This is a genomic window from Pseudomonas sp. PVC-3-1, from assembly GCF_057444315.1.
The window spans coordinates 4,898,917-4,922,149 of sequence record NZ_CM172023.1; the positions used below are offsets into that span (position 1 = coordinate 4,898,917).

Sequence of the window (23,233 nt, forward strand, 5' to 3'; positions counted from 1 at the left end):
AGCATTCCTCAGCGAATCGCCGCCAGATAGCTGGCCAGCGCAGTGATGTCCTTGTCGTTCAGGCGCTTGGCAATGGCGCCCATCATGCCCCCCGGGTCACCGCCACGCTCGCCTTTGCGCCAGGCCTGCAATTGCGCCTGCAGGTAGGCCGCCTGTTGCCCGGCGAGCCGCGGGAATGGCCCCGAGCCGACGGCCGACGGGCCGTGGCAGCTGAAGCAGGCTGGAATGTCGCGGGACAGGTCGCCCTGGTAATAGAGCTTCTCGGCCGGCGAGGCGGCGGGCTGTTGCCCGCGAACCTGCAGCGCCGGCAGCTTGCCCTGTGCGGCGTAGTAAGCGGCAGCCGGCTGCAGCAGATCGGCCGAGGCGTAGGCTTCCGCCATCGGCCCCATCAGCGCATTGCTGCGCTGTCGTGAGTTGAAATGCGCCACTTGCGCCGAAATATATTCGGCCGAAAGCCCCGCCAGCACGGGCCCTTGCGCCGTACCCTCGCCATGCATTCCATGGCACACGGCACAGGCTTGAACCGCATCCGGTACTTCATCGGCGATGGCCGCTCCGGCAATACAGGAAATCAGTAGGACAGCAGGCCATCTGCGCATCGAGTATCCCGCCTCTATGTGCTGCGACAGCCCTGAGTGTAGGTAAGGTAGGCATACCTAACCTTCCCCTGACAAACAGGCGATCGCTTTCGCTGAGTGCCACCGAGTACATCTAAACCGAGGTGGAAATATTCGTCTTGATGAGGTTGAACACGTTTCCTAAAACCCCAGCGAGAATGCTGAGTAAGCGCATCAATCACTATTTCCTTTACCCACCTTGAGCTGCCGTCGTCGCTCTATTGGGGGAACACCGAACCATCGGTGGTGTGCACGACAGAACGAGGTAGTGCGCCGATAACCCAGTTCCGAGGCGATTTGTCCGATGCTCAAGTCTGACTCGCTGAGCAATTCTTCGGCTCGCCGACGGCGTATGTCATCGACGTGCTCCTCGAAATCGATTCCGTCATTGGCTAGGCGTCGCTGAAGAGTCCGCGGGTGTAGGTCAAGTAGCTTGGCAATCTGCTCCAGGCTACACGTCTGCTTAGGCAACAAAGCTTGGATGTGCCTCTCAACTTCGAAGCCCAACTTCTCGTCGGCACTCGTATGGGCCTCCAAGTAGAACCGAACGATGGAATGCAGCATTGCGTCATGCCGAGAGCACGGCTGTTGCATGTCACGTTGGCTGATCGCAATTGCGTTGTGATCCTGGCCGAATAGCACCTGGCAACCAAAGTAACGCTGGTAAACATCGAGGCTAGCTTGGGGTTGGTGGCGCAGCAGTACCATCGCCGGTCTCAGGGGGCTGCCCAATAGTTCCGACATCAGCAGACGTCCGTGCAGCAGCGATTTTTCGACGATTTGCGGTATGTCCTGAATGCACGGCAGGGCGTTGTCGAAGCAAAGCAAGGTGCAGCCAGGCCGGCGCTCCAGGTGGAACAGAATTGAGGGGCTATAAACACGCATGTAGCGTACAACGGCAATCAGCCCTTCCCCAGCCGTGGGGGCAGTCTGAGCCAGATGCTGCAGAGGTCCCAGCAATGTCGATTTCTGCCGGGTTGCCAGTTCGAGTCCAAGCTCGGGCATCCCGAGCGCATAGGCGCTGCCCTCAAAAATCTGCGCAAGGCTCTTGTACGAAAACTTCTTCTCGTAATTGCCGACCACATCCATACCAATCCGATGCGGTGAAAGGTGCTCGCGAAGTGAGCCCCCTCGTTCAGCAAGTAACTCACCAAATTGCAGAAATGCAGTCCCGCGAATGGTGTCCATGCTGCGGCGCTCCCTGTGAAAAAAGCGGCAAGCCATCCGCCGTCGCTGATGGCTTGCCGTTGATACCGTCCGGCATCAGAAGGAGCGTTAGGGGGTGACGATGTTGAACCAGAAGTCGAAGTTGTCCATGTAGCTCATCAACTCGTCCAGCTTGCCCTGATCGCCCTGCACTTTGATCTCGCCCGAGCCCTCTGCGTCCTTCAGCGTGGTCTCCTTGAGCATGATTTTGTTTAGGGTGTCGCGGGTCAATGTGATGGTGGCGTCGGCATCGTTCGCCTGCATGCCCTCGGTGTGGTTGAGCACGCCGTTGACCATCTCCAGGGTGTACTTCTGCTTCAGGTCGGTGAAGTCGAAGTTGAGGGTGATGTGCTTGTCGGCGACCTCAGGCCCTTTCAGGCGCATGGCCAGGTAGTCGAAGAACAGGTCCAGGTCCATCGCCTTGACGGTGTCGGGGCTGGCGGTGTCCGGGGTCGGCAGCTTCTGCACGCCGTTGCGCAGTTCCTGCGCGCCGGTCAGGTAGAAGTTGCGCCACGGGCCGCTCTCGGCCTGGTAGCCAAGCTGTTCCAGCGCATCGGCCTGCAGGTTCTTCGCCGCCTGGTTGTTCGGGTCGGCGAAGACCACGTGGTTGACCACCTCGGCCACCCAGCGGAAGTCGCCCTTGTCGTAGTACTCCTTGGCCTTCTTCAGCACGGCGTCGGCGCCGCCCATCATGTCGACGTAGCGCTTGGCTTCTTCCTCGGGCGGCAGTTCCCACAGGGTCGCCGGGTTGCCGATGAACCAGCCCAGGTAGAGCACGTAGGTGGCCTTGACGTTGTGGTTCAGCGAGCCGTAGTAGCCACGGTTGGAGAAGCGATCGGCGATGCCCTTGGGCAGCTTCACCTGCTCGGCGATCTCGGTCATGGTCAGGCCCTTGTTGGCCAGGCGCAGGGTCTCGTCGTTGATGTAGCGGTACATGTCGCGCTGCGAGGACAGCTGGTCGCGGACTTCTTTGTTGCCCCAGATCGGCCAGTGGTGCTGGGCGTACATGACCTGCACGTCTTTACCCCACAGCTTCAACGACTCATTGAGGTACTTCGACCAGGGCAGCGGCTCGCGGATCTTCGCGCCGCGCAGCGAGTAGGTGTTGTGCAGGGTATGGGTGGAGTCCTCTGCCGCGTTGAGGGCCTTCTTCTCCTTGATGTAGATAAGCATCTCGGCGGGCGCCTCACTGCCTGGGGCATAGAGGAACTCGTAGGTCAGACCGTCAATGACGCGCGTCTCACCTGTCTTCCCGATGATATCGGTCGGCGGGATCAGTGTCACAGTACCGGTGGAGGTGGTAGTACCCAGACCTGCACCCAACTGACCATTCGCGTTTGGCGGCAGCAGGTTGCCATACATGTAACTGGCACGCCGGCTCATCGCGGTGCCGGCCATGACGTTCTCTGCCACGGCGTGTTCGAGGAAGCCCAGCGGTGCGTAAATCTTCACCTTGCCGGACTTCACATCCTTCTCATCGACCACGCCGCGCACACCGCCGTAGTGGTCGATGTGGCTATGGGTGTAGATCACCGCTTCCACCGGTTTCTTCGGTCGGTGCGCGTAGTAGAGATCCAGCGCTGCCTTGGCGGTTTCTGTGGAAATCAGCGGATCGATAATCGTGATGCCTTTCTTGCCTTCGATGAAGGTTATGTTCGATAGGTCGTAGTTGCGCACCTGATAGATGCCATCGGTGACTTCGAACAGGCCGGAGATATTGATCAGCTGCGATTGCCGCCACAGGCTGGGGTTGGTAGTGGCCGGCGCCGCCTCACCTTCCTTGATGAAGTTGTATTTGGCCGGGTCCCAGATCAAGTTGCCCTTTGCACCTTTGACCGGCTCGGTGGGTAACGGCGCAATGAATCCCTTGTGGGCCAGTTCGAACGAGGTCTTGTCGTTGAACGGCAGCTCCTGCAGCAGGGCATCGTTAGCGGCCTTGGTGGCGTCGGTGGCCGGCTTGGGCGCATCAGCGGCCCAGGCCTGGGTGGTCATAGAAATGGCGGCAGACAGGAGGAAGGAGGCGCTCAGCTTCCACAGGCCATTGGTAGCTCGTTCCTTGCTGGTCGATTGCATGATCGTTTTCATCTCAAGCTCCTTGCGGGGGTGCGCTGTACCCTCCGGGGCAACTGCCAGCGGTGATCGATGAGCCATTTGGCTCTGGGTCTTTCTATTTGAAGGCTGCAAAGCACCCGGCACCAACAACGTCGGCGCCGGTGCCGGTGCCGGGGTTACTTGTTCTTGAGGCTCTCGTAGGACTTGACCATGTCGCGCGCCCAACCATCGAGCACGGCCTTGGCGTCGTTGGCGGTCATGACCTGGGAGGAGTTATCCAGTTCAGCGCCCGCGCCCTTACGCACAACCTGGGCAACCACTTCGCCATTGCCGCCGTCGAGGAAAGCGGCCTCGGTAGCGATGCTGGTGTCCTGGTCACGGATGCCAGTAGCTGCGCTGACGCCAGCGGCGACTAGGGCAATTGGGATCACTTCGTAGGGTTGCAGCCCCTTGGTCGAAGCGCTGACGGCGGTAATCGCCGGGCGCACTATCAGCACGCCCGGGCCTGGGCCATTGGCGAGTGGCAGTGCCTTGGCGAACTGGGTCTGGAGAACCTGGTCGTAGTAGGTGGTAATGCCTTGCAGGGTCTTCTCCGGAATCTTCTCGGTCGGCTGCGGTTGCGGGTACAGCTGACTGCGCTCAACGTACACACTGGTAAAACTGCCTACGTCCACACCAGGTTTGATCCAGCGCATTACCGGGGCGCCCGAGGGCGATTTCTCTTCTTTGAGCGCCTTATAGTCCTTGAGGAAGCCGGAGTACTCCTCCGGAGCCACGTATTTGCTCGCGCACCCCGCGAGCGTCAATGTGGCCAGACACAGCGGTAACGCCAACAGTTTCCAATTCATCGAGTTGCTCCTTGTGGACGGATTTTCATTCAGTGTCAGGGCCACGGTCTTCTTGCCGCGTGCTGTCAGAAGCGCCACGTCGCGCCCCCGCCGATGATGTGCAGAGCGGCGTTGTTGTATGTGCCAGAAAGGGTTTCGCCAGAGCGCGATTTGGTCTGCTCGTCGTCCATATCGCCCAGCCATACGAGGGTGTAAGCCAGGTGAACGTCCAGCCCGTCATCGAGCTGGTAATTGACTCCAGTGGCGAGGCGCCAAGTCTCGGCCATGGGGTTGTCGACGGTGCGGTCTTTGTCATCGACAGCCGAGCTGTCGTAGCCCAGACCAAAGCTCCAACGCAGGCGAGGGTTGGCCTGATATTGAGTGCCGATGGAGGCGTGCCAGGTGTCCTTGTATTGGCGGTCTACAGTGCGATCCACCCCACCTGCGTTCGCATCCACCTCCACGCCGATCTGGCCGAAGTCGCTCCAGTCCTGCCAGCCCAGGCTGCCCAATAGTTTCCACTGCGGGTCGAGTTGGTGGGCGATGCTCAGAGTTGCGGTCTGCGGGATGTTCATATCCAGTTCCAGCGAATCCACATCCAGCCGATTGAGCGCCGCATTGATGATCGGATTGCTGACCTTGCGAAGATTCGGGCTGTCTTCGAACTCCAGCTTCACTTTGCTGGTGTAAGTGAGGCCGATCTTGGTGCGCTCACTGAGGTCGTAGAGCAATCCGATATTCACGCCGGTGCCGACGTCAGTGTCCTTGTATTCCAACTGGCCGTCGGGGGTGTCGCGCAATCCCAGTAAGTTGTTGTTGATGGCCATCTCAGTGCGGTAGTAACCGTAGACGATGCGGGGGCCAATGCCGACAGAGAGCTGGTCGGTGAACTTGTGCGCCAGGGTGGGCTGGAAGGACACACCGATAACCGCCGACTCCTGGCTGAAGTAACGGCCGGCCCAGTCATCGTCGTAGTTCACCGCCAGGCCGAAGTTGCCATACATACCGAAGCCGATAGCTGAGCGGTCATCAATCTGATGACTGATGAACAGGCTTGCACCCGGCAGCCATTCCAAGGCGTTGCCGCCTTCGTTGCCATCGAACTGATTGTTGCTGTCGCGTGAGAAGCGCAGATCGCCAAGGATGACCTGGGCGTTCACGCTGAGCTGGGTACCGGCCAACTGTGCAATGCCGGCGGGGTTGCTCATTAGGATGCTGGGATCGCTTGCCAATGCTGCCGAGCCAGCGTTAGCGAGGCCGTTTCCTTCCTGGCCAGCCTCGTAGATCAGAATACCGCCAGCGAACGTGGGACTGCAGAAGCCAACAAGGAGCAGGCCAGGAACCAAGGGTAGCGACGCCCACTTGGCTCGTCTTTGATCAGAGTTCATTTAGCGCTCCTTGCTCATTCTGATACCTCCTACCACACACGCAATGCGCGGTAGGCCATAGCTCCGAATGCACTCTGGAGACGACTACTGGTTAGACCCAAAGGAATCTTTGACTGTCAAAGTAGCCTAGATAGCCAATCGCGATGTGCAAGCTGGCTTTTGATTCAAGACGCGATTAAGACGTAATGCACGACACGGGAAGGTGCATAAAGGCAGCTCAACTCCGATGATTGCTGTCGTGGAAAGAGCGCTGTCTGCGGGGCTCATGGGAGTGATAAAACGTAGCGCCACTCATCGACTGACGCGAAATGAGTGATAGGGATCTATGTCAGCAAAGAGGCAGGAGGTGTTACGGGAGATCTACGTTACAAGGCCCGTGCTGCCGACCGGTCAGGGCACATTTATCCCGGATGCTCATTAACCATTGAGCTACGCTGCAAATGTCTTCTGACCAAGACACTTTAGCCGCCCGGTTACTCCATGGCCGGGCGGCTTTCTTTTCTGAAAGAGTGCTCGTGGCAACGGACGCTGCCAAGCGAATCATGGGCGGCGACAATAGGGAAACTAGCTCGGCAGATCCCGCTGATCCGCGCCCCCCAAGAGCGCCCCGAAACTGTCAGTGGTGCTTATGCTTATGTTTGTGGCTGTCATGATGGTCGTGATCGTCCGCTAGGCTATTGCCGACTGCGCTGCCTGCCGCCCCACCTAGACCGGCTCCGATTAGACCTCCGGTAGAACCACCCACATTGCTTCCAATCACTTGGCCACCCGCCGCCCCCAGGCCACCACCGATTGCAGCTTCAGTCTTCTTTCCATCTTTCGCAGACATAGCGCCACCAGCCGCACCGCCAACCCCTGCGCCGATTGCTGCTCCGGTGCTGCCACCTACCGCATTACCAACAACGCTGCCCAATGCACCACCCAGTCCGCCACCAACTGCCGTGTTAGCGGTTTCACCAGCCATGACGCCTTGCGAGGCCAAAATAGTGATTGCAAGGGCAGAGAGAGACTTTCGCATCATTTCATCCTCAGAACTGTACACAAGACAACCAGTCTGTAGGACGCAAAAAATACGGACAAATCAACCTGCAGGCTTCATCGACCTGGATCAATAAATGTGTCCACAACTCGCCCGCCTATCGCTTCAGCGCGGTTCGATCCTTCTAGGCATGGCTAGTTGCAAATGGGCTTTCGCGATGTCCGATATGGGTAGGTAGCTGCTCACCGTTCCGATCAAGGCCGACCAGTTCAAGGCGCTAATGGAGTTGACTGATAGCGCCGCCAGGCGAGCACTGAGCTTCTTATGCTTAACGTCCGCTATGCGTCGGTAAAAAACTACCCGACTCGGGGGGCGAGCCGGGTAGCACGGGACGCGAATGACGAATGTAGTCCAGATTAGCCAGCTTTCTACGACCGGCTTGGCCTGAAAAACTATGCAAGGACAAAGGCCACATTTGCGGATGTCGCCTTACGCCTTCAGCTTCCTTTCTGCCAGGCGCATAAAGAATTTACCGATAATTGCACTATGCCAGTATGACGGCTCGCGCCATTCTGAGTAACTTTGCAGGCCTCGCAGGCACTGCTAATTTTCCTCAGTAATGAGCTCAGCCAGTGCGTCGACAATTACGTCGGAGTTCCGCACCAACACCTGAAGATGGCTTTTGACTAGCGCGGCGGTTTCGCTATCCCCATGCTGCAGCTCGACCCAAATTGCCAACTCCTCGACAGCTGCGCCGATGGCATTGATGTTCTCGTTGAGGCGATAAAGCACAACGGGCAGGCGTGGCTCTAGCATGGCATCTGTCTCAAGAAAGGTTCATGGCATCGGTCTTGCTTGACGTCAGGGATAACCGCAACTCCCAGGGACGGAGTTACATCGATCAAGGGAGGATAGCTCCGTCATGAGAGGTTTTGAGAGAAGCCTATACCTGTATGGTTTCCCTGTATTTCTCGTTCTGGTCGGGCTGATCGGCACGACTCTGATTGGCTCAACAATGGTCTCCGCGAACGGCCTGGATCAGATTCTGGCCCCCTTCAACCAAATCGCCCTCTTCGCCTCCTATGCGGCGGTTGCAGTGGGACTGATCTGGAGTGGCTGGAATGCATTTCGCCAGCGTCGATTGTCTCGTGGCGAAGACCAAGCTGAAGGCACGACTCACGAAGAACGGTCAGTGAAGCGCTGAGTTTCCCAGGCTGAACGTCCGCCATGGGTCGATAACAGATGCTGTAAAGCAGCAGCGCGAAGTTGTCGCTCATGACTGCCCCCTCGTCTGCCCTACAGTCCGACTGTTCGTTCCACTTCTCTTCATGCTCTAAGCTGGCATCAGCACTATCTGGCTTCCCTCAATCAAGAAGGATTTTTCTTATGGGATTTCTGGGCCTAAATCGCCGCGATGGCGAGCAAATCCGATTGATCATTGAGCCAGGCAGCAATGCCGAGATCCTGTTCCAAGAACTTCTGCGCAACGGCATCACTATCCAAATCAATACAACCTCGAACCCAAACCAAATTCGAGTAAGCATTGATGCACCTAAGCAGATCACGATTCTTCGAGGGGAGTTGCTTCAGCCCTAGGTTACGTCTCGATTAAGGGCGAGCTGCTACTGCACAGGCCAAGAGGCTAGCCTGCAGGAGGCGTGTGAAAGAAAGTCCGCTTTGGGTCGGCATCGGCCTCTCGTTACAGGGCCTAAAAGACTCGGAAACGTTTCGGCTGGCGTGTTGGGTGAATTAGCCCGAAGCCGCAACGGAAGCTTCATGACAAGGCTTGCGGTGAACGTAATCTGGCGATTGCCGAAGCATTTGGCTGCCTTGGTCGTTAGGTCGTACTGAAGCCGGTCACGTATTCCTCAGTTCCGGCGACAGGATCGTCGCCGGTACCTCAAGGCAAACATTGTCGCGTCGTTTTTTTGGCAATGAGCGAGAACTCAATTGGCTAGAACGACCAACTCCTGTCGGATAATTTCAGGAATATTTGCTGATCGCTGGTTGTCCCGATCAACATAGACGTAAACTACCTCTCCTCTCGCGCAAGCGAAATCCTCGTCATTTCGGAACACGCCCAGTTCGTAACGCGCGCTGCTGTTGCCCAGGTAAGCGATGCGCAGCCCCACGGTGACCCGGTCAGGAAAGGTGATCGAGGCGAAATAGGTGCAGTTGGACGCGACTATCAGGCCGATGACCGGGCTGCTGGCGATGTCCAGCGTGCCGCACTCGACCAGGAACTGGCTGATGGCCGAGTCGAAGAACGAGTAGTAGACGACATTCTGCACGTGGCCGTAGGAGTCATGGTCGCCCCAGCGTGTGGTGATCTCGTAGCAACGCACGAAGTCACCACGGCGTGGACGCGGCCTGCGCTCGCTCATAGCACCTCCCGGTAGATCGCCTGCACGTCGCCCAGGCTGACCACGCGCGGATTGTTGCCCAGCAGACGCGTCTGGTTCATGGCATCCCGCGCCAGGGCTTCGAGGTCCTGTTCGGTAATCCCGACTTCACGCAGGCGGGTCGGCAGGCTCAGCCGCGCCGGCAGTTCGGCGAAATGCTCGGCGAGCGCGCGGGCCTTGTCATGGGCGTCGCCCTGCACGCCGGGAAGGACGATGTCCGCAAGTTCGGCATAGAGCGGCGCCACGGCGTCCAGGTTGAAGCGCAGCACCGGAGCCAGCACCAGCGAGTTGGACAGCCCGTGGGGCACATGGAAGCGCGCCCCCAGCGGATAAGCCAGCGCGTGCACGGCGGCGACCGGCGAGTTGGCGAAGGCCATGCCCGCCAGGCAAGCCCCCAGCAGCATGTTCTCCCGCGCCTCGACATCGGCGCCGTTGCTGCACGCGCGTTCGAGGTTGCCCGCCAGCAGGCGCAAGGCTTCGCGTGCCAGGCAATCGGAAATCGGATTCTTGCGCTCGCGGCTGGTATAGGCCTCGATGGCGTGCACCATCGCGTCGATACCGGTCGCGGCGGTGACGTGAGTGGGCAGGCCAAGGGTCAGGCTGGCATCGAGCACCGCAAGGTCCGGCAGCAGGATCGGCGAGATGACGACGTTCTTTTCTCCCGACGCGGTGGTGACGACGGAAACGGCGGTGACCTCCGAACCGGTACCGGCGGTGGTCGGCACCAGGATCAGCGGCAGGCGCGGGCCGCGGGTCTGTTCGATGCCGTACACACTGGCCAGCGACTCGCCGCTGCGCGCCAGCAGCGCCGCCAGCTTGGCCGCATCGAGGGAACTGCCACCGCCGAAGCCGATCACGCAGTCCGCGGAGCAAGCCAAGGCGGCCTGCACGGCGGCCTGGATGACGTGTTCCGGCGGGTCGGCCTGAACGTCACTGAACACACGCAGCGGGATATCGGCCTTGGCGAATCCATCGATCAGCGGCTGCATCAGCCCGGCGGCGAGCACGCCCGGGTCGGTGACCAGCAGCACCGAGCGGCAGTTCATGGCGTGGACGCGCTCGGCCAGACGCCCAGCGGCGCCACGCTCGATGCAGATCGAAGGGGTCGTGTAGAAAGTGAGGGTCCGCATGGTGCCTCCGTTTTCCTGGATGACAATCGCAGAGCAATCCGCCCTTCCCCCCTGGGCTGAAGCGGACCGCTCGGTTGGCGTACTTAGGGATGGGGCGGGCCTTAGACGGCCTGTTCCAGCTCCGGCACGGCTTCGAACAGGTCGGCGACCAGACCGTAGTCGGCGACCTGGAAGATCGGCGCCTCTTCGTCCTTGTTGATTGCAACGATGACCTTGGAGTCCTTCATGCCCGCCAGGTGCTGGATGGCACCGGAGATGCCCACGGCGATGTACAGCTGCGGCGCGACGATCTTGCCGGTCTGGCCGACCTGCATGTCGTTGGGCACGAAGCCGGCATCAACGGCAGCACGAGAAGCACCGACAGCGGCGCCGAGCTTGTCGGCCAGGCTGTAGAGGAATTTGAAGTTGTCGCCGTTGCCCATGCCCCGGCCGCCGGAAACCACGATCTTCGCAGCGGTCAGTTCCGGACGGTCGGACTTGGCCAGCGCCTCGCTGACGAAGGCCGACGTGCGCGAGTCGAACACGCTGTTGAGTGTCTCCACGCTGGCCGACCCACCCTCGGCACCCACCGCGTCGAAGCCCGTGGTACGTACGCTGACCACCTTGACCGGCGCCGAGGACTGCACGGTAGCGATGGCGTTGCCGGCGTAGATCGGACGCTTGAAGGTGTCGGCGCTGACCACTTCGATGATCTCGGAGATCTGGTCGACGTCCAGCAGGGCGGCGACGCGCGGCAGGAAGTTCTTGCCGTTGCCGGTGGCGGCGGCCAGGACATGACTGACATCCCCCAGGGAGGCCACCAGCGGTGCGATGTTTTCCGGCAGCTGATGGGCATAGGCGACATTGTCGGCGACCAGCACGCCGGAAACCCCGGCAATCCTGGCGGCGGCCTCGGCGACGGCGCCGACGTCGTGGCCCGCGACCAGTACGTGGATGTCGCCACCGATCCTCTGTGCGGCGGCAACGGTGTTCAGGGTGGCGGCGCCCAGCGCGCCGTTGGAATGTTCAGCAACAACCAGGACAGCCATCAGATCACCTTCGCTTCGTTCTTCAGTTTCTCGACCAGTTCGGCAACGGACTTGACCTTGATGCCGGCGCTACGGGTGGCCGGCGCCTCGACCTTCACGGTCCTGACGGTGGACGTGGCGGAAACGCCCAGGGCATCCGGGGTCACCATGTCCAGCGGCTTCTTCTTCGCCTTCATGATGTTCGGCAGCGACGCGTAGCGCGGTTCGTTCAGGCGCAGGTCGGTGGTGACGATCGCCGGCAGGTTCAGGGCGACGGTCTGCAGGCCGCCGTCGATTTCACGGGTGACGTTGATCTCGTCGCCGCTGACCTCGACCTTGGAGGCGAAGGTCCCTTGGGCGAAGCCACAGAGCGCGGCGAGCATCTGGCCGGTCTGGTTGTTGTCGCTGTCGATGGCCTGCTTGCCGAGGATGACCAGCTGCGGCTGCTCCTGGTCCACCAGCGCCTTGAGCGCCTTGGCGATGGCCAGCGAGCCGAGTTCCGCCTCGGTTTCCACCAGGGTGGCGCGGTCGGCGCCCAGCGCCAGCGCGGTGCGCAGTTGTTCCTGGGCAGCGTTCGGGCCGACCGAGACCACCACGACTTCACTGGCGACGCCCTGTTCCTTCAGGCGCACGGCCTCTTCCACGGCGATTTCACAGAAGGGGTTGAGGGCCATCTTCACATTGGCGAGATCGACGCCGCTCTGGTCCGCCTTGACGCGGACCTTGACGTTGAAATCGACCACGCGCTTGACCGCTACGAGGACTTTCATCGGGGGCACTCCTGAAAAAAGAACCGGGCCTTGCGGCCCGGTCAGGGAAAAGGGGCAGCCCCGAGGTGGGCGGCCCCAGCCAGCGTGGTCACTATAGGGATACCCGCCAGGTGGCTCCCCTCTCCATTGGGGAGGCCGGGGGATGCCCACCCTCTTCTTCCCGTTCGAAGCAGGAGTTCCTGATCACAGGAAACGGCGCAATCAAAGGACAAAGCTGCGTCCCTTCCACGCGTCTTTCAGGTTCTCCATCCCCACGCCCTCTCATAAAGGGGGGAACGCTGAGAGTCGCTCCCCTGTTTCACTGGTACCAACCCGGCCGCGGGTTCCCCGTGGCCGCACTCCATGCACCTGCCAACGAGGGCCCCATGACCGATCAACTGCTCAACGAACGCGAGCTGGACTTCCTGCTCTACGAGCTGCTCGACACCACCGCGCTACTCCAACGCCCGCGCTACGCCGAACACGATCGGGCGGTCTTCGATGCGACCCTGCAGACGGCGCGCGGCATCGCCGCCGAATACTTCGCACCGCACAACCAGAAAGGCGACCAGCAGGAGCCGACCTTCGACGGCGAGAAGGTCCGGCTGATCCCGGAAACCCGGCGTGCCTGGGATGCCTTCGCCGAGGCCGGTTTCCTCGCCGCCCACCACGACTGCGCCGACGGCGGCCTGCAACTGCCCGAAGTGATCCTGCGGGCCAGCATGGCCTACTTCAATGCCGCCAACATCGCCACCGTCGCCTACTCCTTCCTGACCATCGGCGCGGCCAACCTGGTCAAGAGCTTCGCCGACAACAGCCTGCGCCAGCGCTTCCTGCCGGCCATGCTCGACGGCCGCTTCAGCGGCACCATGGCGCTGACCGAGCCGGGCCAGGGCTCGGCGCTGGGCGACCTGCGCACCAGCGCACGGCCTGCCGCCGATGGCAGCTTCCGGTTGTTCGGGCAGAAGATGTTCATCTCCGGCGGCGACCATGACCTGACCGAGAACATCGTGCACATGGTCCTCGCCCGCATCGAGGGCGCGCCGGCCGGCACCCGCGGCATCTCGCTGTTCCTGGTGCCCAAGTTCCTCGACAACCGCACGCGCAACGACGTGGCCCTGGCCGGCCTGCTGCACAAGATGGGCTATCGCAACACCACCTCGACCGTGCTCAATTTCGGCGAACGGGACGGCGCCGTCGGCTACCTGGTGGGCGAGCCGAACAAGGGCCTGGCGTACATGTTCCAGATGATGAACGAGGCACGCATCGGAGTTGCCCTGGGCGCCTCGGTGCTGGCCTACCAGAGTTTCATCCACGCCCTCGACTACGCCCGCGAGCGCCCCCAGGGCCGCCTGCCGGGCGCCAAGGACCCGCTGGCCCCGCAGGTGCGCATCGTCGAGCATGTCGACGTGCGCCGCTTGCTGCTGCAACAGAAGGTCTACGCCGAGGGCAGCCTCGCACTGTGCCTGTACGCCAGCAGCCTGTTCGAGGATGCCCACACCGCCGAACGCGCCGACGAGCGCCAGGCTGCCGCCGACCTGCTCGACCTGCTGATCCCGATGGTCAAGTCCTACCCCTCGCGCTACGGGGTGATTGCCTCGGATATCGGCATCCAGGTGCTGGGCGGCTCCGGCTACATCCGCGAGTACCCGCTGGAACAGTACTACCGCGACAACCGACTGAACCCGATCCACGAAGGCACCGAAGGCATCCACGGCCTGGACCTGCTGGGCCGCAAGCTGGAGCAGCGCGACGGCGCCGGCTACCGGCAGTTCCTCGCCCTGGTGCGCATGAGCATCGACGCAGCACGGAACGACGCAACCTGCGCCCCGCTGGCCCACGCCCTGGCCGCCGCCCTGAAGCTGCTCGAACAGGCGACCGCCGCGTTACGCGAACAGGTCGCCGCCGACGCCAACCTCGGCCTGGCCAATGCCACCGCCTACCTGGACCTGTTCGGCCGCGTGCTGGTCGGCTGGCTGTGGCTGCGCATGGCGGTCGTCGCCAGCCGCGCCCTGCAGGCCGGAGCCGCCGGCGGCGAGGCCGATTTCTACCGCGGCAAGCTGCAGGCGGCGTGCTACTTCATGGACTGGGAACTGGCGCCCATCGAGGCCCAGACCCGCCTGCTCATCAACGGCAACCGCCTGAGCCACGACATGCAGGACCGCTGGTTCTGACGCCCGCTCCACCCCGACGAGGAAACATCATGAATCCCCTTGTGCATTACCGACTGGACGGCCAACTGGCCCTGATCGGTCTGAGCCGCCCGCCGGTCAACGCCCTCGGCCAGCCGCTGCGCGCGGCCCTGCTGGAAGCCTGCGAGCGCGCCGCCGCCGACCCCGCGGTGCGAGCCATCGTGCTGCATGGCGCCAACGGCCTGTTCAGCGCCGGCGCCGACATCAGTGAATTCGGCAGCCCCGCCTCCCACGCCGCCCCCGACCTGCCCGGCCTGCTGCTGCGCCTGACGCGCATCGACAAGCCGTTGATCGCCGCCGTCGGCAAGCTCGCGCTCGGCGGCGGCCTGGAACTGGCGCTGGCCTGCGGCTACCGCATCGGCGAGCCCGGCGCGCGCATCGGACTGCCGGAGATCAACCTCGGGCTGCTGCCCGGAGCCGGCGGCACCCAGCGCCTGCCGCGGCTGATCGGCGCCGAGTCGGCGTTGAACATGATCCTCTCCGGCGAGCAGCTGGACGCCTCGCGCGCGCACCTGCTGGGCCTGTTCGACTGCCTGGCCGACGGTCCCGAGCAACTGCTGGAGCAGGCCTGCGGCTATGCCCGTGACCTGCTGACGCGGGGTGCCCCGGCGCAGCCCGCCGCGCCCTACCCCAACCCGGGCGCAGAGCTGCCGGAGGACTTCTTCGCCTTCTACCGCGCCGAGCACGAGGCGCGCTGGAAAAGCCGCCTCGCCCCACGCCTGGTGCTGGCCGCCCTGGAAGCCGCCTGCGTGCTGCCGCTGGATGAAGGCCTGGTCCGCGAGCAGGACCTGTTCCGCCAGGCCGAGGCCTCCCGCCAGTCGCAGGCGCTGCGCCACGTGTTCTTCGCCGAGCGCGAAGCCGGCCGCGTGCCCGGCATCGACCCGGCCATCGAGCTGCGGTCGATCCGCCAGGTCGCGGTGATCGGCGCCGGCACCATGGGGGGCGGCATCGCCATGAACTTCGCCAACGCCGGCATCCCGGTGACCGTGCTGGAACAGCAGGCCGACGCCCTGCAGCGTGGCCTGGGCAACGTGCGGCGCAACTACGAGATCAGCGTCCAGCGCGGCAAGCTGAGCCAGGAACAACTGGAGCAGCGCATGGCCCTGCTGCGGGGCACGCTCGACTATGCCGACATCGCCGACGCCGACCTGGTGATCGAGGCGGTGTTCGAGAAGCTGGAGGTCAAGCAGCAGGTGTTCCGCACCCTCGACGAGGTGTGCAAACCGGGCGCCATCCTGGCCACCAACACCTCCAGCCTCGACGTCGACGCCATCGCCGCGGTGACCCGGCGCCCGCAGGACGTCATCGGCCTGCACTTCTTCAGTCCGGCCAACGTCATGCGCCTGCTGGAAGTGGTGCGTGCCCGCGAGACCGCGCCGCAGGTGCTCGCCACCACTCTCAAGCTGGCCCGGCGGATCGGCAAGCTGCCGGTGGTCTCCGGGGTGTGCTTCGGCTTCATCGGCAACCGCATACTCGAACCCTATGCCCGCGAAGCCATGCGCCTGGTACTCGAAGGCGCCACGCCAGCCCAGGTGGACGCGGTGCTGACCGGCATCGACCTGAACATGGGCGTGCTGAGCATGCTCGACCTCGCCGGCATCGACGTGAACTACCTGGTGCGCCAGGCCAACCGCGCCGCCTTCGCCGACGATCCCAGCTACTGCCGCCTGGGCGACGAACTCTACGCCCAGGGCCGCTACGGACAGAAGACCGGCTCCGGTTTCTTCCGCTACGAAGGCCGCCAGCGCCTGGACGACCCGGCGGTGACGACGCTGGCCGAACGCCTGGCCGGCGAGCTGCAGATCCCCAGGCGCCCGATCGACGCCGGCGAAATCCACGACCGCTGCCTGTTCATGCTGATCAACGAAGGCATCCAGTTGCTCGACGAGGGCATCGCCCTGCGCGCCAGCGACATCGACCTGGTGTGGATCAACGGCTACGGCTTCCCCGCGCACCTCGGCGGGCCGCTGCACTACGCCGAGCAACTGGGCCTGGACAAGGTGCTCGCCGGCATCCTGGCCTACCAGGCGAGCCTCGGCGAGCACGGCCAGCGCTGGTTCCAGCCGGCGCCGCTGCTGCAGCGCCTGGTGGCCGCCGGCCGCACCCGCATCGAAACCTTCTGACCTTCCCGCCGGCACCTCCGGGTGGCGGCACCTGCCCCAAGGAAAATCCCATGAAAGAAGCCGTCATCCTCTCCACCGCCCGCACGCCCATCGCCAAGGCGTTTCGTGGCGCCTTCAACATCACCACCTCGCCCAGCATGGCCGCCTTCGCCATTCGTGCCGCCGTCGAACGCGCCGGCATCGAGGCCGCCGAGGTCGAGGACCTGGTGATGGGCACCGCCATGCCTGCCGGCACCGCCGGCTGGAACCTCGGGCGCATGAGCGCGCTGGCTTCCGGCCTGCCGCAGTCGGTCAGCGGCCAGACCCTCGACCGCCAGTGCGCGTCCGGGCTGATGGCAGTGGCCACCGCCGCCAAGCAGATCATGGTCGACGGCATGCAGGTGGCCATCGGCGCCGGCCAGGAGCACATCAGCCTGGTGCAGAACCGCCACATGGAATGGGTCGGCGAATACCACGACGCACAGGTGCTGAGCCTGGCGCCCAGCGCTTACATGCCCATGCTCCGCACTGCGGAACTGGTGGCGGCGCGCTACGGCATCAGCCGCGACGCCCAGGACGCCTATGCCCTGCAATCCCAGCAGCGCACCGCCGCGGCACAGGCCGCCGGCCTGTTCGCCGACGAGATCGTCCCGGTCACCGTCACCCGCCAGGTGCAGGACAAGGCCACCGGCGCCACCCGCCACGAGCAGGTCAGTCTGTCGCTCGACGAGGGCAACCGCCCGCAGACGGTGCTCGGCGACCTGCAGGGCCTGAAGCCGGTGATCGAGGGCGGCTGTATCACCGCCGGCAACGCCAGCCAGCTGTCCGACGGTGCCAGCGCCTGCGTGCTGATGGACGGCCGCCTGGCCGAACAACGCAACCTCGAACCGCTGGGCGCCTACCGGGGCATCGCCGTGGCGGGCCTGGCGCCAGAGGAAATGGGCATAGGCCCGGTGCTGGCCGTACCCAAGCTGCTCCGGCAGCACGGTTTGACGGTGGACGATATCGGCCTGTGGGAGCTCAACGAGGCGTTCGCCTGCCAGGTCCTCTACTGCCGCGACAAGCTGGGCATCGACAACGACCGGCTCAACGTCAACGGCGGCGCCATCGCCATCGGCCACCCCTACGGCATGAGCGGTGCGCGCATGGTCGGCCACGCCCTGCTGGAGGGCCGGCGCCGCGGTGTGAAGTACGTGGTGGTGACCATGTGCGTCGGCGGCGGCATGGGCGCGGCCGGCCTGTTCGAGGTGTTCCCATGAGCGAGCGCTTCTCCCTCGCCGGCCGAACCGTGCTGGTCACCGGTGCGTCCAGCGGTATCGGCGCGCATCTGGCCACAGTCGCCGCACAGTCCGGCGCGCGGGTGGTGCTCGCCGCTCGGCGGGTAGAGCGCCTGGCGCACCTGGCCGAGGACATTGCCGCCCAGGGCGGCAGCGCCCTCGCCGTGCCCCTGGACGTCACCTGCCGCGACAGCGTGGAAGCGGCCTTCAACGCCGCCGAGGAGGCCTTCGGCGTGGTCGGCGTGGTGCTCAACAATGCCGGCATCGGCAACGGCCAGCGCGTACTGGAGGTCAGCGAGGAGGACTGGCGCGCCATGCTCGCCACCAACCTCGACGGCGTCTGGCGCGTTGCCCAGTGCGCGGCCCAGCGCCTGGTCCGTGCCGGCGCGCCCGGGAGCATCGTCAACATCGCCTCGATCCTCGGCCTGCGCGTGGGTACCGGCTACAGCCACTACTGCGCGGCCAAGGCCGGGGTGGTCCAGTTGACCCGCTCGCTGGCCCTGGAACTGGCGCGCTACGAGATTCGCGTCAATGCCATCGCCCCGGGCTACTTCAAGACCGAGATGAACGACGCCTACTTCGACAGCGCCAAGGGCCAGGCCTATATCAACGACGCCGTGCCGCTGCGCCGCCTCGGCCAATTGGCCGAGCTGGAAGGTCCCTTCCTGCTGCTGGCGAGCCAGGCCGGCGCCTTCATGACCGGCAGCGTGCTGGCGGTGGACGGTGGCCACCTGGTCGGCAGCCTCTGAGCCCTTCGGGCGGCGTCCTGCCGCCCGGTCCTCCATTCTCTCTGCGCTGAAACGAGAACCGGGGCGCAAGGGCCCCGGTTGTCTTTTGCTCAACCGCGAACGGTCTTAACGGATACCGGCGCCGGCGAGGCTGTCGGGGGTCCACTGGTTGTCCGAGGTCATGGTCTCGGAGACCTTCAGGCCACCCACGCTCGGCCATTGGTTGATGTAGTAGCTACCGGCGATCAGGTCGTAGTGGCCGACGGTGGTGGTGTTGATTGCATGGACGTCGTACAGCGCCGTCAGGTAGGCGAAGCCGGGGCGCCACAATTGGCCGCGACCGTCGTACTGGTCATCGGCGAGCACTGCCCAGCTGTCCTCGTCGAGGTAGAAGGTACGCTTGGCGTAGATGTGGCGCGCGCCGGGCTTGAGAGTCGCCTCCACCACCCAGACGCGGTGCAGCTCCCAGCGCACGTAGTCGGGGTTGATGAATTTGGCGCCGAATACCTTGTCCGCGTCGGTGGCATAGGTGAAACGGTAGGTATTGTACGGAACGTACATCTCCTTTTTGCCCACCAGCTTCCAGTCGTAGCGGTCCATGCGGCCGTTGAACAGGTTCACGTCGTCCACGGTGGACATGCCCGAGGTGCTCGGGTTGGGCGTGTCGTAGGCCAGGTCCGGGGCCAGGCGCACGCGGCGCTGGCCGGGCAGGTACTGGAAGGCGCGGCGGCCCTTCAGGCCTTCGATGCTCTCGAAGGTCATGATCGCCTCGCCGACACGGCGCGCCGGGCCGGTGTAGTTGGCGCGGGCGCGGTTGTAGATGCTCGGGTCGGGATTGCGGGCAACGTCGTAGAAGGGGCTTTCCAGGGTCCACACACCCTGAGTCGAGAGCACGCGCTTGCCGGCGGCGTCGATGTTGAAGGCCAGGTATTTGGGAATGACGTAGGAAATCCCCTGGTAGCGCGCGATGTGGTTGATCATCGCCTCCACGCCGCTCTTCGGAATCGGGAAGGGAATCCCACCGGCGGCGTTCAGCGGCGTGTAGCCATCGCTGGCCAGGGAAGCGCGGGTGGCGTTCTTCACGCTGTTGTCCAGGACGAACTGCGGATAGGCCACGGTGCGGTGCGTCGGGTACACGTCGATGCGGTAGCCCGGCAGCTTCTTGATCAGCGCCTTGGCGCCCTCGGTGAGCTTGTCGGCGTGGCTGTCGACGTTCTTGGCGTCGATCGACAGTACCGGCTTCTCGTTGGCGAAGGGATCGGGGCGCACGCCGGAAGCCTTGTCGAAGCTGGCCGGCGGCGTGGTCAGGCCACCGCTGTAGGCCGGGATGCTGCCGTCCTGGTTGCCGGCCTTCTCGGCGCCTATTGGCGTCAGGGTAGTGCCCAGTGCCTTGGCCTCCTCCGCCGATACCGCCGCATGGAGCACGCCTGCATGGGCGACCAGCAGGGCGGCCGCGAGCAGGGTTCTTGTCGGTTTTTGCATGTCTCCACCTATTCGTCTTTGGGGGGGTTGAGCGTCGCCCTGGGGCGCGCGCTGCTTACGGGATCGGCGCCGGCGGCTGCCGACCGGGCGAAGGAGCGTGACGCCCGGTCGACTCGCGCAAGCCGGAATGGCCGGCTCCTGGATGATGTTTTATCCAAGCCCCCTGCCCCCTCGCCCCCCCCGATAGGCATGGGGGTGGGAGGGGCCCGCCGGGCGTCCGCCCAACCCTCACGCAAAAACGCCGCAACCCTTGCGGGCTGCGGCGTCAAGCACGGGTCGAACGGGGCTTGCAGGCGTTGTCTAGAGCCGGAACGGCGCCTTGGCGACGCTGACATCCGGGCTCTTCATGCGCACCGGAAGGAAGCGGATACCGGCCGGCTTCTTCACGTCGATGTCGGTGCGCGCCAGCGGGGAGTCGCGGAGCTCCAGGCGGAACGCCTCGAGCCCGGCACCCGGCTGAAAATCCATCTCGGCCCCGTCAGTCGTTGCGGTACAGGGTGACCACGCAAGCGCCACCGATGCCGATATTGTGCTGCAAGGCCACGCGCGCGCCTTCCACCTGGCGCTGTTCGGCCTGGCCGCGCAGCTGCTGGACCAGCTCGGTGCATTGCGCAAGGCCGGTGGCGCCGATCGGGTGGCCCTTGGACAGCAGGCCCCCGGACGGGTTGACCACGTAACGGCCGCCGTAGGTGTTGTCGCCGTCGTCGACGAACTTCTGCGCGCCGCCTTCCGGGCACAGGCCCAGGGCCTCGTAGGTCAGCAATTCGTTATGGGCGAAGCAGTCATGCAACTCCACCAGGTTGACGTCCTCGGCGCCGAGGCCGGCCTGCTCGTAGACCTGCTGCGCAGCCGCCCGCGACATGGAATAGCCGGCAATGTTGCGCAGGTCGTCGCCAAAGGTCTCCGGGCCGTCGGTGGTCAGCGCCTGGCCGGCGATCCACACGCTGCCATCAAGGCCGTGGCGCTTGGCGTAGGCCTCGCTGCACAGCACCACCGCCGCCGCGCCGCAAGTCGGCGGGCAGGCCATCAGGCGGGTCATCACGCCGGGCCAGAGGACCTGGTCAGCCAGCACTTCCTCGGCGGTCACCACCTTGCGGAACACCGACTTGGGGTTGTTCGCCGCGTGGCGGCTGGCCTTGGCGCGAATCTTGGCGAAGGTTTCCAGCGGCGTGCCGAAGCGCTTCATGTGCTCAAGTCCGGCGCTGCCGAAGATGCGCAGCGCGGCAGGCAGCCCCGCGGCCTCGGGTACGCGCTCGGCCTGGTGCAGGAACAGGTCGGCCGGCGACGGACGATCGTGGAAGGTGTCGCCCAGCGCGCCGGGATTCATCTGTTCGAAGCCCACCGCCAGCACCACCTCGGCCATGCCGCCGGCGATCGCCTGGTTGGCCAGGTATAGCGCGGTGGAGCCGCTGGCGCAGTTGTTGTTGACGTTGATCACCGGGATGCCGGTCATGCCGACGTTGTAGAGCGCCCGCTGGCCCGAGGTGGAGTCGCCGTAGATGTAGCTGGCGTAGGCCTGCTGGATCGACTCGTAGCCGACGCCGGCATCGGCCAGCGCCAGGCGCACGGCCTGCTCGCCCATGGCCACGTAGGTCTCGTTCTGCCCCGGCTTCATGAACGGGATCATGCCGACGCCGGCGACTACGACTCTCTGACTCATCTGTGCTTGTCCTCAGTTCTGGTAGGTCCGTGGCCCGCTTGCCTTGCGGCCCGCGCGCCGTGCCGGGGGCTAGCATAGGCGCCCGGCGGCCGGCGCCTCCCCTCCCCAACAGGACGGATCGGCACCAGCCTGGGGCGTTCAGACGAACGCCGAGATGCCGGTCAGGGCACGGGAGATCATCAGTTTCTGGATCTCGGTGGTGCCGTCCGGAATCGGGATGACGATGGCTTCGCGGGCCAGGCGCTCGACGTCGAACTCCTTGGTCAGGCCGTTGCCGCCGTGCAGTTGCACCGCGTCGCGGCACACCTTCACCGCCATCTCGGTGGCGAACCACTTGGACATCGACGACTGTACGTCGCACCGCACCCCTTCATCCATCATCGAGAACGCGCGGAAACACATCAGCCGCGCGGCATCGAGCAGGGTCGCCATCTCCGCGATCTTGGCCGCCACCAGCTGGTGCGCGGCGATCGGCTTGCCGAACTGGTGGCGCTCCTGGGAATAGCGGATCGACGCTTCCAGCGCCGCGCGCATCAGCCCCACCGATAGCATGCCGACGTTGGCGCGGGCCTTCTCGAACAGTTTCATGGTGTTCTTCAGGCCCGAGCCCTCCTCCCACACCACGTTGCGCGCCGGCACCCGCACCTGGTCGAAGAACACCTGCGCGGTGGACTGGCCGTTGAGGGCGATCTTGTCGATGTTGGCGCTCTGATAGCCGTGCTCCTCGCGGTCCACCAGGATGTGCGACAGCTCGTTGGGGCCGGTACGCACGGTGGTGATCAGGAAGTCCGAGTAGTGGCCGTTGGAGATCCAGGTCTTCTCGCCGTTGACGATGAAGCTGTCGCCATCGCGCTTGCCGGTGGCCTTGATGTCGATGACGTTGGAGCCCACGTCCGGCTCGCTGATGCAGAAGCCGCCGAAGGTGCGCCCGGCCATGATGTCGGCCAGGTAGCGCTCGCGCAGGTGGGCCTGCGACGGGGGCAGTTCGGCCAGGGTGACCGCCATGCCCTTGTTGATCATCACGCACAGGCCGACATCCACCGACACCGCGCACAGTTCCTCGAACAGCATGGCCTCGGTGACCAGCGACAGCCCGAGGCCGCCGTGTTCCTCCGCCACGCTGACCCCGGGCAGACCGAACTCGGCGATGCCCTGTGTGATCTCGCGCATGCGCGCCTTGGGGATGTGCTGGTCGCGGAACTCCCGCACCACGGGGCGGACTTCCGCCTCCAGGTACTTGCGGAAACTCTCCACCGCCAGTTTCTGTTCCTGGCTCGGCAAATTGACTTTCATCGGTCCTGCTCCTTTTACTGTCGTGACCGCCGCCGCTCGACATGGCGGGCTTCTCGCGGAGCCCGGCGCTGCGCTTTAGGCAGCCACCGGGCATGGACTCGACAGTACCGGGCCCCGCCCCGCTCCCTCCCCCCCATCTACG

At 64.0% G+C, this 23,233-nt stretch carries 21 protein-coding genes and 1 pseudogene; 6 read left to right on the plus strand and 16 right to left on the minus strand.

Features of this window, described 5'->3' with window-relative positions:
- Positions 1–8: 8 nt before the first annotated feature.
- The 8 genes and pseudogenes from AC2T4A_RS22560 to AC2T4A_RS22595 form a co-directional block, all read right to left on the minus strand.
- On the minus strand, positions 9–389 hold the full coding sequence (locus tag AC2T4A_RS22560; protein WP_486743718.1) for a c-type cytochrome: 381 nt from the start codon (positions 387–389) through the stop codon (positions 9–11).
- Between the two features lie 51 nt (positions 390–440).
- A pseudogene (locus tag AC2T4A_RS22565) lies at positions 441–599 on the minus strand (c-type cytochrome); the annotation flags it as partial.
- Between the two features lie 192 nt (positions 600–791).
- The gene (locus AC2T4A_RS22570; protein ID WP_440465680.1) at positions 792–1,805 is read right to left on the minus strand and encodes an AraC family transcriptional regulator; all 1,014 of its coding nucleotides are present in this window, start codon (positions 1,803–1,805) and stop codon (positions 792–794) included.
- Positions 1,806–1,892: 87 nt separating this feature from the next.
- Complete coding sequence (locus tag AC2T4A_RS22575; protein WP_486741835.1) at positions 1,893–3,908, minus strand: alkyl/aryl-sulfatase; 2,016 nt, start codon at positions 3,906–3,908, stop codon at positions 1,893–1,895.
- 143 nt (positions 3,909–4,051) lie between these two features.
- A complete protein-coding gene (locus tag AC2T4A_RS22580) occupies positions 4,052–4,723 on the minus strand; it encodes a DUF3313 domain-containing protein (protein WP_440465678.1) in 672 nt (223 codons plus the stop codon).
- 65 nt (positions 4,724–4,788) lie between these two features.
- The gene (locus AC2T4A_RS22585) at positions 4,789–6,090 is read right to left on the minus strand and encodes an OmpP1/FadL family transporter (protein ID WP_416751646.1); all 1,302 of its coding nucleotides are present in this window, start codon (positions 6,088–6,090) and stop codon (positions 4,789–4,791) included.
- A gap of 616 nt (positions 6,091–6,706) precedes the next feature.
- Positions 6,707–7,108: a glycine zipper domain-containing protein gene (locus tag AC2T4A_RS22590; RefSeq protein ID WP_416751711.1), complete on the minus strand. Its 402-nt coding sequence runs from the start codon at positions 7,106–7,108 to the stop codon at positions 6,707–6,709.
- Positions 7,109–7,672: 564 nt separating this feature from the next.
- Positions 7,673–7,885, minus strand: coding sequence for a hypothetical protein (locus AC2T4A_RS22595; protein WP_486741836.1), 213 nt, complete (start codon positions 7,883–7,885; stop codon positions 7,673–7,675).
- 106 nt (positions 7,886–7,991) lie between these two features.
- On the opposite strand from AC2T4A_RS22595, the gene AC2T4A_RS22600 reads away from it, so the two are divergent.
- Both AC2T4A_RS22600 and AC2T4A_RS22605 read left to right on the plus strand, forming a co-directional pair.
- Complete coding sequence (locus AC2T4A_RS22600; RefSeq protein ID WP_486741837.1) at positions 7,992–8,273, plus strand: hypothetical protein; 282 nt, start codon at positions 7,992–7,994, stop codon at positions 8,271–8,273.
- A 182-nt stretch (positions 8,274–8,455) separates the two neighbouring features.
- Positions 8,456–8,665 carry a carbon storage regulator gene (locus tag AC2T4A_RS22605; protein WP_416751640.1) on the plus strand — a complete coding sequence of 70 codons (210 nt, stop codon included), beginning with the start codon at positions 8,456–8,458 and terminating at the stop codon, positions 8,663–8,665.
- A 350-nt stretch (positions 8,666–9,015) separates the two neighbouring features.
- Here the strand turns inward: AC2T4A_RS22605 and AC2T4A_RS22610 are convergent, their stop codons facing one another.
- From AC2T4A_RS22610 to AC2T4A_RS22625, 4 genes are all read right to left on the minus strand, one after another.
- Positions 9,016–9,453 (minus strand): acyl-CoA thioesterase, encoded by a 438-nt coding sequence (locus AC2T4A_RS22610; protein WP_486741838.1) that lies wholly within the window; start codon positions 9,451–9,453, stop codon positions 9,016–9,018.
- The gene (locus AC2T4A_RS22615) at positions 9,450–10,601 is read right to left on the minus strand and encodes an iron-containing alcohol dehydrogenase (protein WP_486741839.1); all 1,152 of its coding nucleotides are present in this window, start codon (positions 10,599–10,601) and stop codon (positions 9,450–9,452) included. Before AC2T4A_RS22615 ends, AC2T4A_RS22610 begins: the two co-directional genes overlap by 4 nt.
- A gap of 101 nt (positions 10,602–10,702) precedes the next feature.
- Positions 10,703–11,629: an electron transfer flavoprotein subunit alpha/FixB family protein gene (locus AC2T4A_RS22620; RefSeq protein WP_486741840.1), complete on the minus strand. Its 927-nt coding sequence runs from the start codon at positions 11,627–11,629 to the stop codon at positions 10,703–10,705.
- Positions 11,629–12,378, minus strand: coding sequence for an electron transfer flavoprotein subunit beta/FixA family protein (locus AC2T4A_RS22625; protein ID WP_486741841.1), 750 nt, complete (start codon positions 12,376–12,378; stop codon positions 11,629–11,631). Before AC2T4A_RS22625 ends, AC2T4A_RS22620 begins: the two co-directional genes overlap by 1 nt.
- Before the next feature lie 365 nt (positions 12,379–12,743).
- Here AC2T4A_RS22625 and AC2T4A_RS22630 point away from each other — a divergent pair, with 365 nt between their 5' ends.
- From AC2T4A_RS22630 to AC2T4A_RS22645, 4 genes are read left to right on the plus strand one after another with little or no spacing between them, the layout of a single operon-like run.
- On the plus strand, positions 12,744–14,531 hold the full coding sequence (locus tag AC2T4A_RS22630) for an acyl-CoA dehydrogenase (protein WP_486741842.1): 1,788 nt from the start codon (positions 12,744–12,746) through the stop codon (positions 14,529–14,531).
- A 29-nt stretch (positions 14,532–14,560) separates the two neighbouring features.
- Positions 14,561–16,672, plus strand: coding sequence for a 3-hydroxyacyl-CoA dehydrogenase NAD-binding domain-containing protein (locus tag AC2T4A_RS22635; RefSeq protein ID WP_486741843.1), 2,112 nt, complete (start codon positions 14,561–14,563; stop codon positions 16,670–16,672).
- 50 nt (positions 16,673–16,722) lie between these two features.
- Positions 16,723–17,910, plus strand: a complete 1,188-nt coding sequence (locus tag AC2T4A_RS22640; protein ID WP_486741844.1) for an acetyl-CoA C-acyltransferase — start codon at positions 16,723–16,725, stop codon at positions 17,908–17,910.
- Positions 17,907–18,677, plus strand: coding sequence for an SDR family NAD(P)-dependent oxidoreductase (locus AC2T4A_RS22645; RefSeq protein WP_486741845.1), 771 nt, complete (start codon positions 17,907–17,909; stop codon positions 18,675–18,677). The genes AC2T4A_RS22640 and AC2T4A_RS22645 overlap by 4 nt, the downstream gene beginning before the upstream one ends.
- Positions 18,678–18,782: 105 nt before the next feature.
- Here the strand turns inward: AC2T4A_RS22645 and AC2T4A_RS22650 are convergent, their stop codons facing one another.
- The 4 genes from AC2T4A_RS22650 to AC2T4A_RS22665 form a co-directional block, all read right to left on the minus strand.
- Positions 18,783–20,138: a DUF1329 domain-containing protein gene (locus AC2T4A_RS22650; protein WP_371227868.1), complete on the minus strand. Its 1,356-nt coding sequence runs from the start codon at positions 20,136–20,138 to the stop codon at positions 18,783–18,785.
- Between the two features lie 300 nt (positions 20,139–20,438).
- A complete protein-coding gene (locus AC2T4A_RS22655) occupies positions 20,439–20,606 on the minus strand; it encodes a hypothetical protein (protein WP_486741846.1) in 168 nt (55 codons plus the stop codon).
- Positions 20,607–20,616: 10 nt separating this feature from the next.
- Entirely contained in the window at positions 20,617–21,798 is a 1,182-nt protein-coding gene (locus tag AC2T4A_RS22660; RefSeq protein ID WP_486741847.1) for a lipid-transfer protein, read from the minus strand.
- A 138-nt stretch (positions 21,799–21,936) separates the two neighbouring features.
- On the minus strand, positions 21,937–23,091 hold the full coding sequence (locus AC2T4A_RS22665) for an acyl-CoA dehydrogenase family protein (RefSeq protein ID WP_275611741.1): 1,155 nt from the start codon (positions 23,089–23,091) through the stop codon (positions 21,937–21,939).
- Positions 23,092–23,233: the final 142 nt, after the last annotated feature.

What these genes read in the sequence shown, in the direction of transcription:
- AC2T4A_RS22560 (WP_486743718.1), bottom strand. Translation starts at nt 389, where the DNA reads ATGGGGCCGATGGCGGAAGCCTACGCCTCGGCCGATCTGCTGCAGCCG.
- AC2T4A_RS22570 (WP_440465680.1), bottom strand. Translation starts at nt 1,805, where the DNA reads ATGGACACCATTCGCGGGACTGCATTTCTGCAATTTGGTGAGTTACTT.
- AC2T4A_RS22575 (WP_486741835.1), bottom strand. Translation starts at nt 3,908, where the DNA reads ATGAAAACGATCATGCAATCGACCAGCAAGGAACGAGCTACCAATGGC.
- AC2T4A_RS22580 (WP_440465678.1), bottom strand. Translation starts at nt 4,723, where the DNA reads ATGAATTGGAAACTGTTGGCGTTACCGCTGTGTCTGGCCACATTGACG.
- AC2T4A_RS22585 (WP_416751646.1), bottom strand. Translation starts at nt 6,090, where the DNA reads ATGAACTCTGATCAAAGACGAGCCAAGTGGGCGTCGCTACCCTTGGTT.
- AC2T4A_RS22590 (WP_416751711.1), bottom strand. Translation starts at nt 7,108, where the DNA reads ATGCGAAAGTCTCTCTCTGCCCTTGCAATCACTATTTTGGCCTCGCAA.
- AC2T4A_RS22595 (WP_486741836.1), bottom strand. Translation starts at nt 7,885, where the DNA reads ATGCTAGAGCCACGCCTGCCCGTTGTGCTTTATCGCCTCAACGAGAAC.
- AC2T4A_RS22600 (WP_486741837.1), top strand. Translation starts at nt 7,992, where the DNA reads ATGAGAGGTTTTGAGAGAAGCCTATACCTGTATGGTTTCCCTGTATTT.
- AC2T4A_RS22605 (WP_416751640.1), top strand. Translation starts at nt 8,456, where the DNA reads ATGGGATTTCTGGGCCTAAATCGCCGCGATGGCGAGCAAATCCGATTG.
- AC2T4A_RS22610 (WP_486741838.1), bottom strand. Translation starts at nt 9,453, where the DNA reads ATGAGCGAGCGCAGGCCGCGTCCACGCCGTGGTGACTTCGTGCGTTGC.
- AC2T4A_RS22615 (WP_486741839.1), bottom strand. Translation starts at nt 10,601, where the DNA reads ATGCGGACCCTCACTTTCTACACGACCCCTTCGATCTGCATCGAGCGT.
- AC2T4A_RS22620 (WP_486741840.1), bottom strand. Translation starts at nt 11,629, where the DNA reads ATGGCTGTCCTGGTTGTTGCTGAACATTCCAACGGCGCGCTGGGCGCC.
- AC2T4A_RS22625 (WP_486741841.1), bottom strand. Translation starts at nt 12,378, where the DNA reads ATGAAAGTCCTCGTAGCGGTCAAGCGCGTGGTCGATTTCAACGTCAAG.
- AC2T4A_RS22630 (WP_486741842.1), top strand. Translation starts at nt 12,744, where the DNA reads ATGACCGATCAACTGCTCAACGAACGCGAGCTGGACTTCCTGCTCTAC.
- AC2T4A_RS22635 (WP_486741843.1), top strand. Translation starts at nt 14,561, where the DNA reads ATGAATCCCCTTGTGCATTACCGACTGGACGGCCAACTGGCCCTGATC.
- AC2T4A_RS22640 (WP_486741844.1), top strand. Translation starts at nt 16,723, where the DNA reads ATGAAAGAAGCCGTCATCCTCTCCACCGCCCGCACGCCCATCGCCAAG.
- AC2T4A_RS22645 (WP_486741845.1), top strand. Translation starts at nt 17,907, where the DNA reads ATGAGCGAGCGCTTCTCCCTCGCCGGCCGAACCGTGCTGGTCACCGGT.
- AC2T4A_RS22650 (WP_371227868.1), bottom strand. Translation starts at nt 20,138, where the DNA reads ATGCAAAAACCGACAAGAACCCTGCTCGCGGCCGCCCTGCTGGTCGCC.
- AC2T4A_RS22655 (WP_486741846.1), bottom strand. Translation starts at nt 20,606, where the DNA reads ATGGATTTTCAGCCGGGTGCCGGGCTCGAGGCGTTCCGCCTGGAGCTC.
- AC2T4A_RS22660 (WP_486741847.1), bottom strand. Translation starts at nt 21,798, where the DNA reads ATGAGTCAGAGAGTCGTAGTCGCCGGCGTCGGCATGATCCCGTTCATG.
- AC2T4A_RS22665 (WP_275611741.1), bottom strand. Translation starts at nt 23,091, where the DNA reads ATGAAAGTCAATTTGCCGAGCCAGGAACAGAAACTGGCGGTGGAGAGT.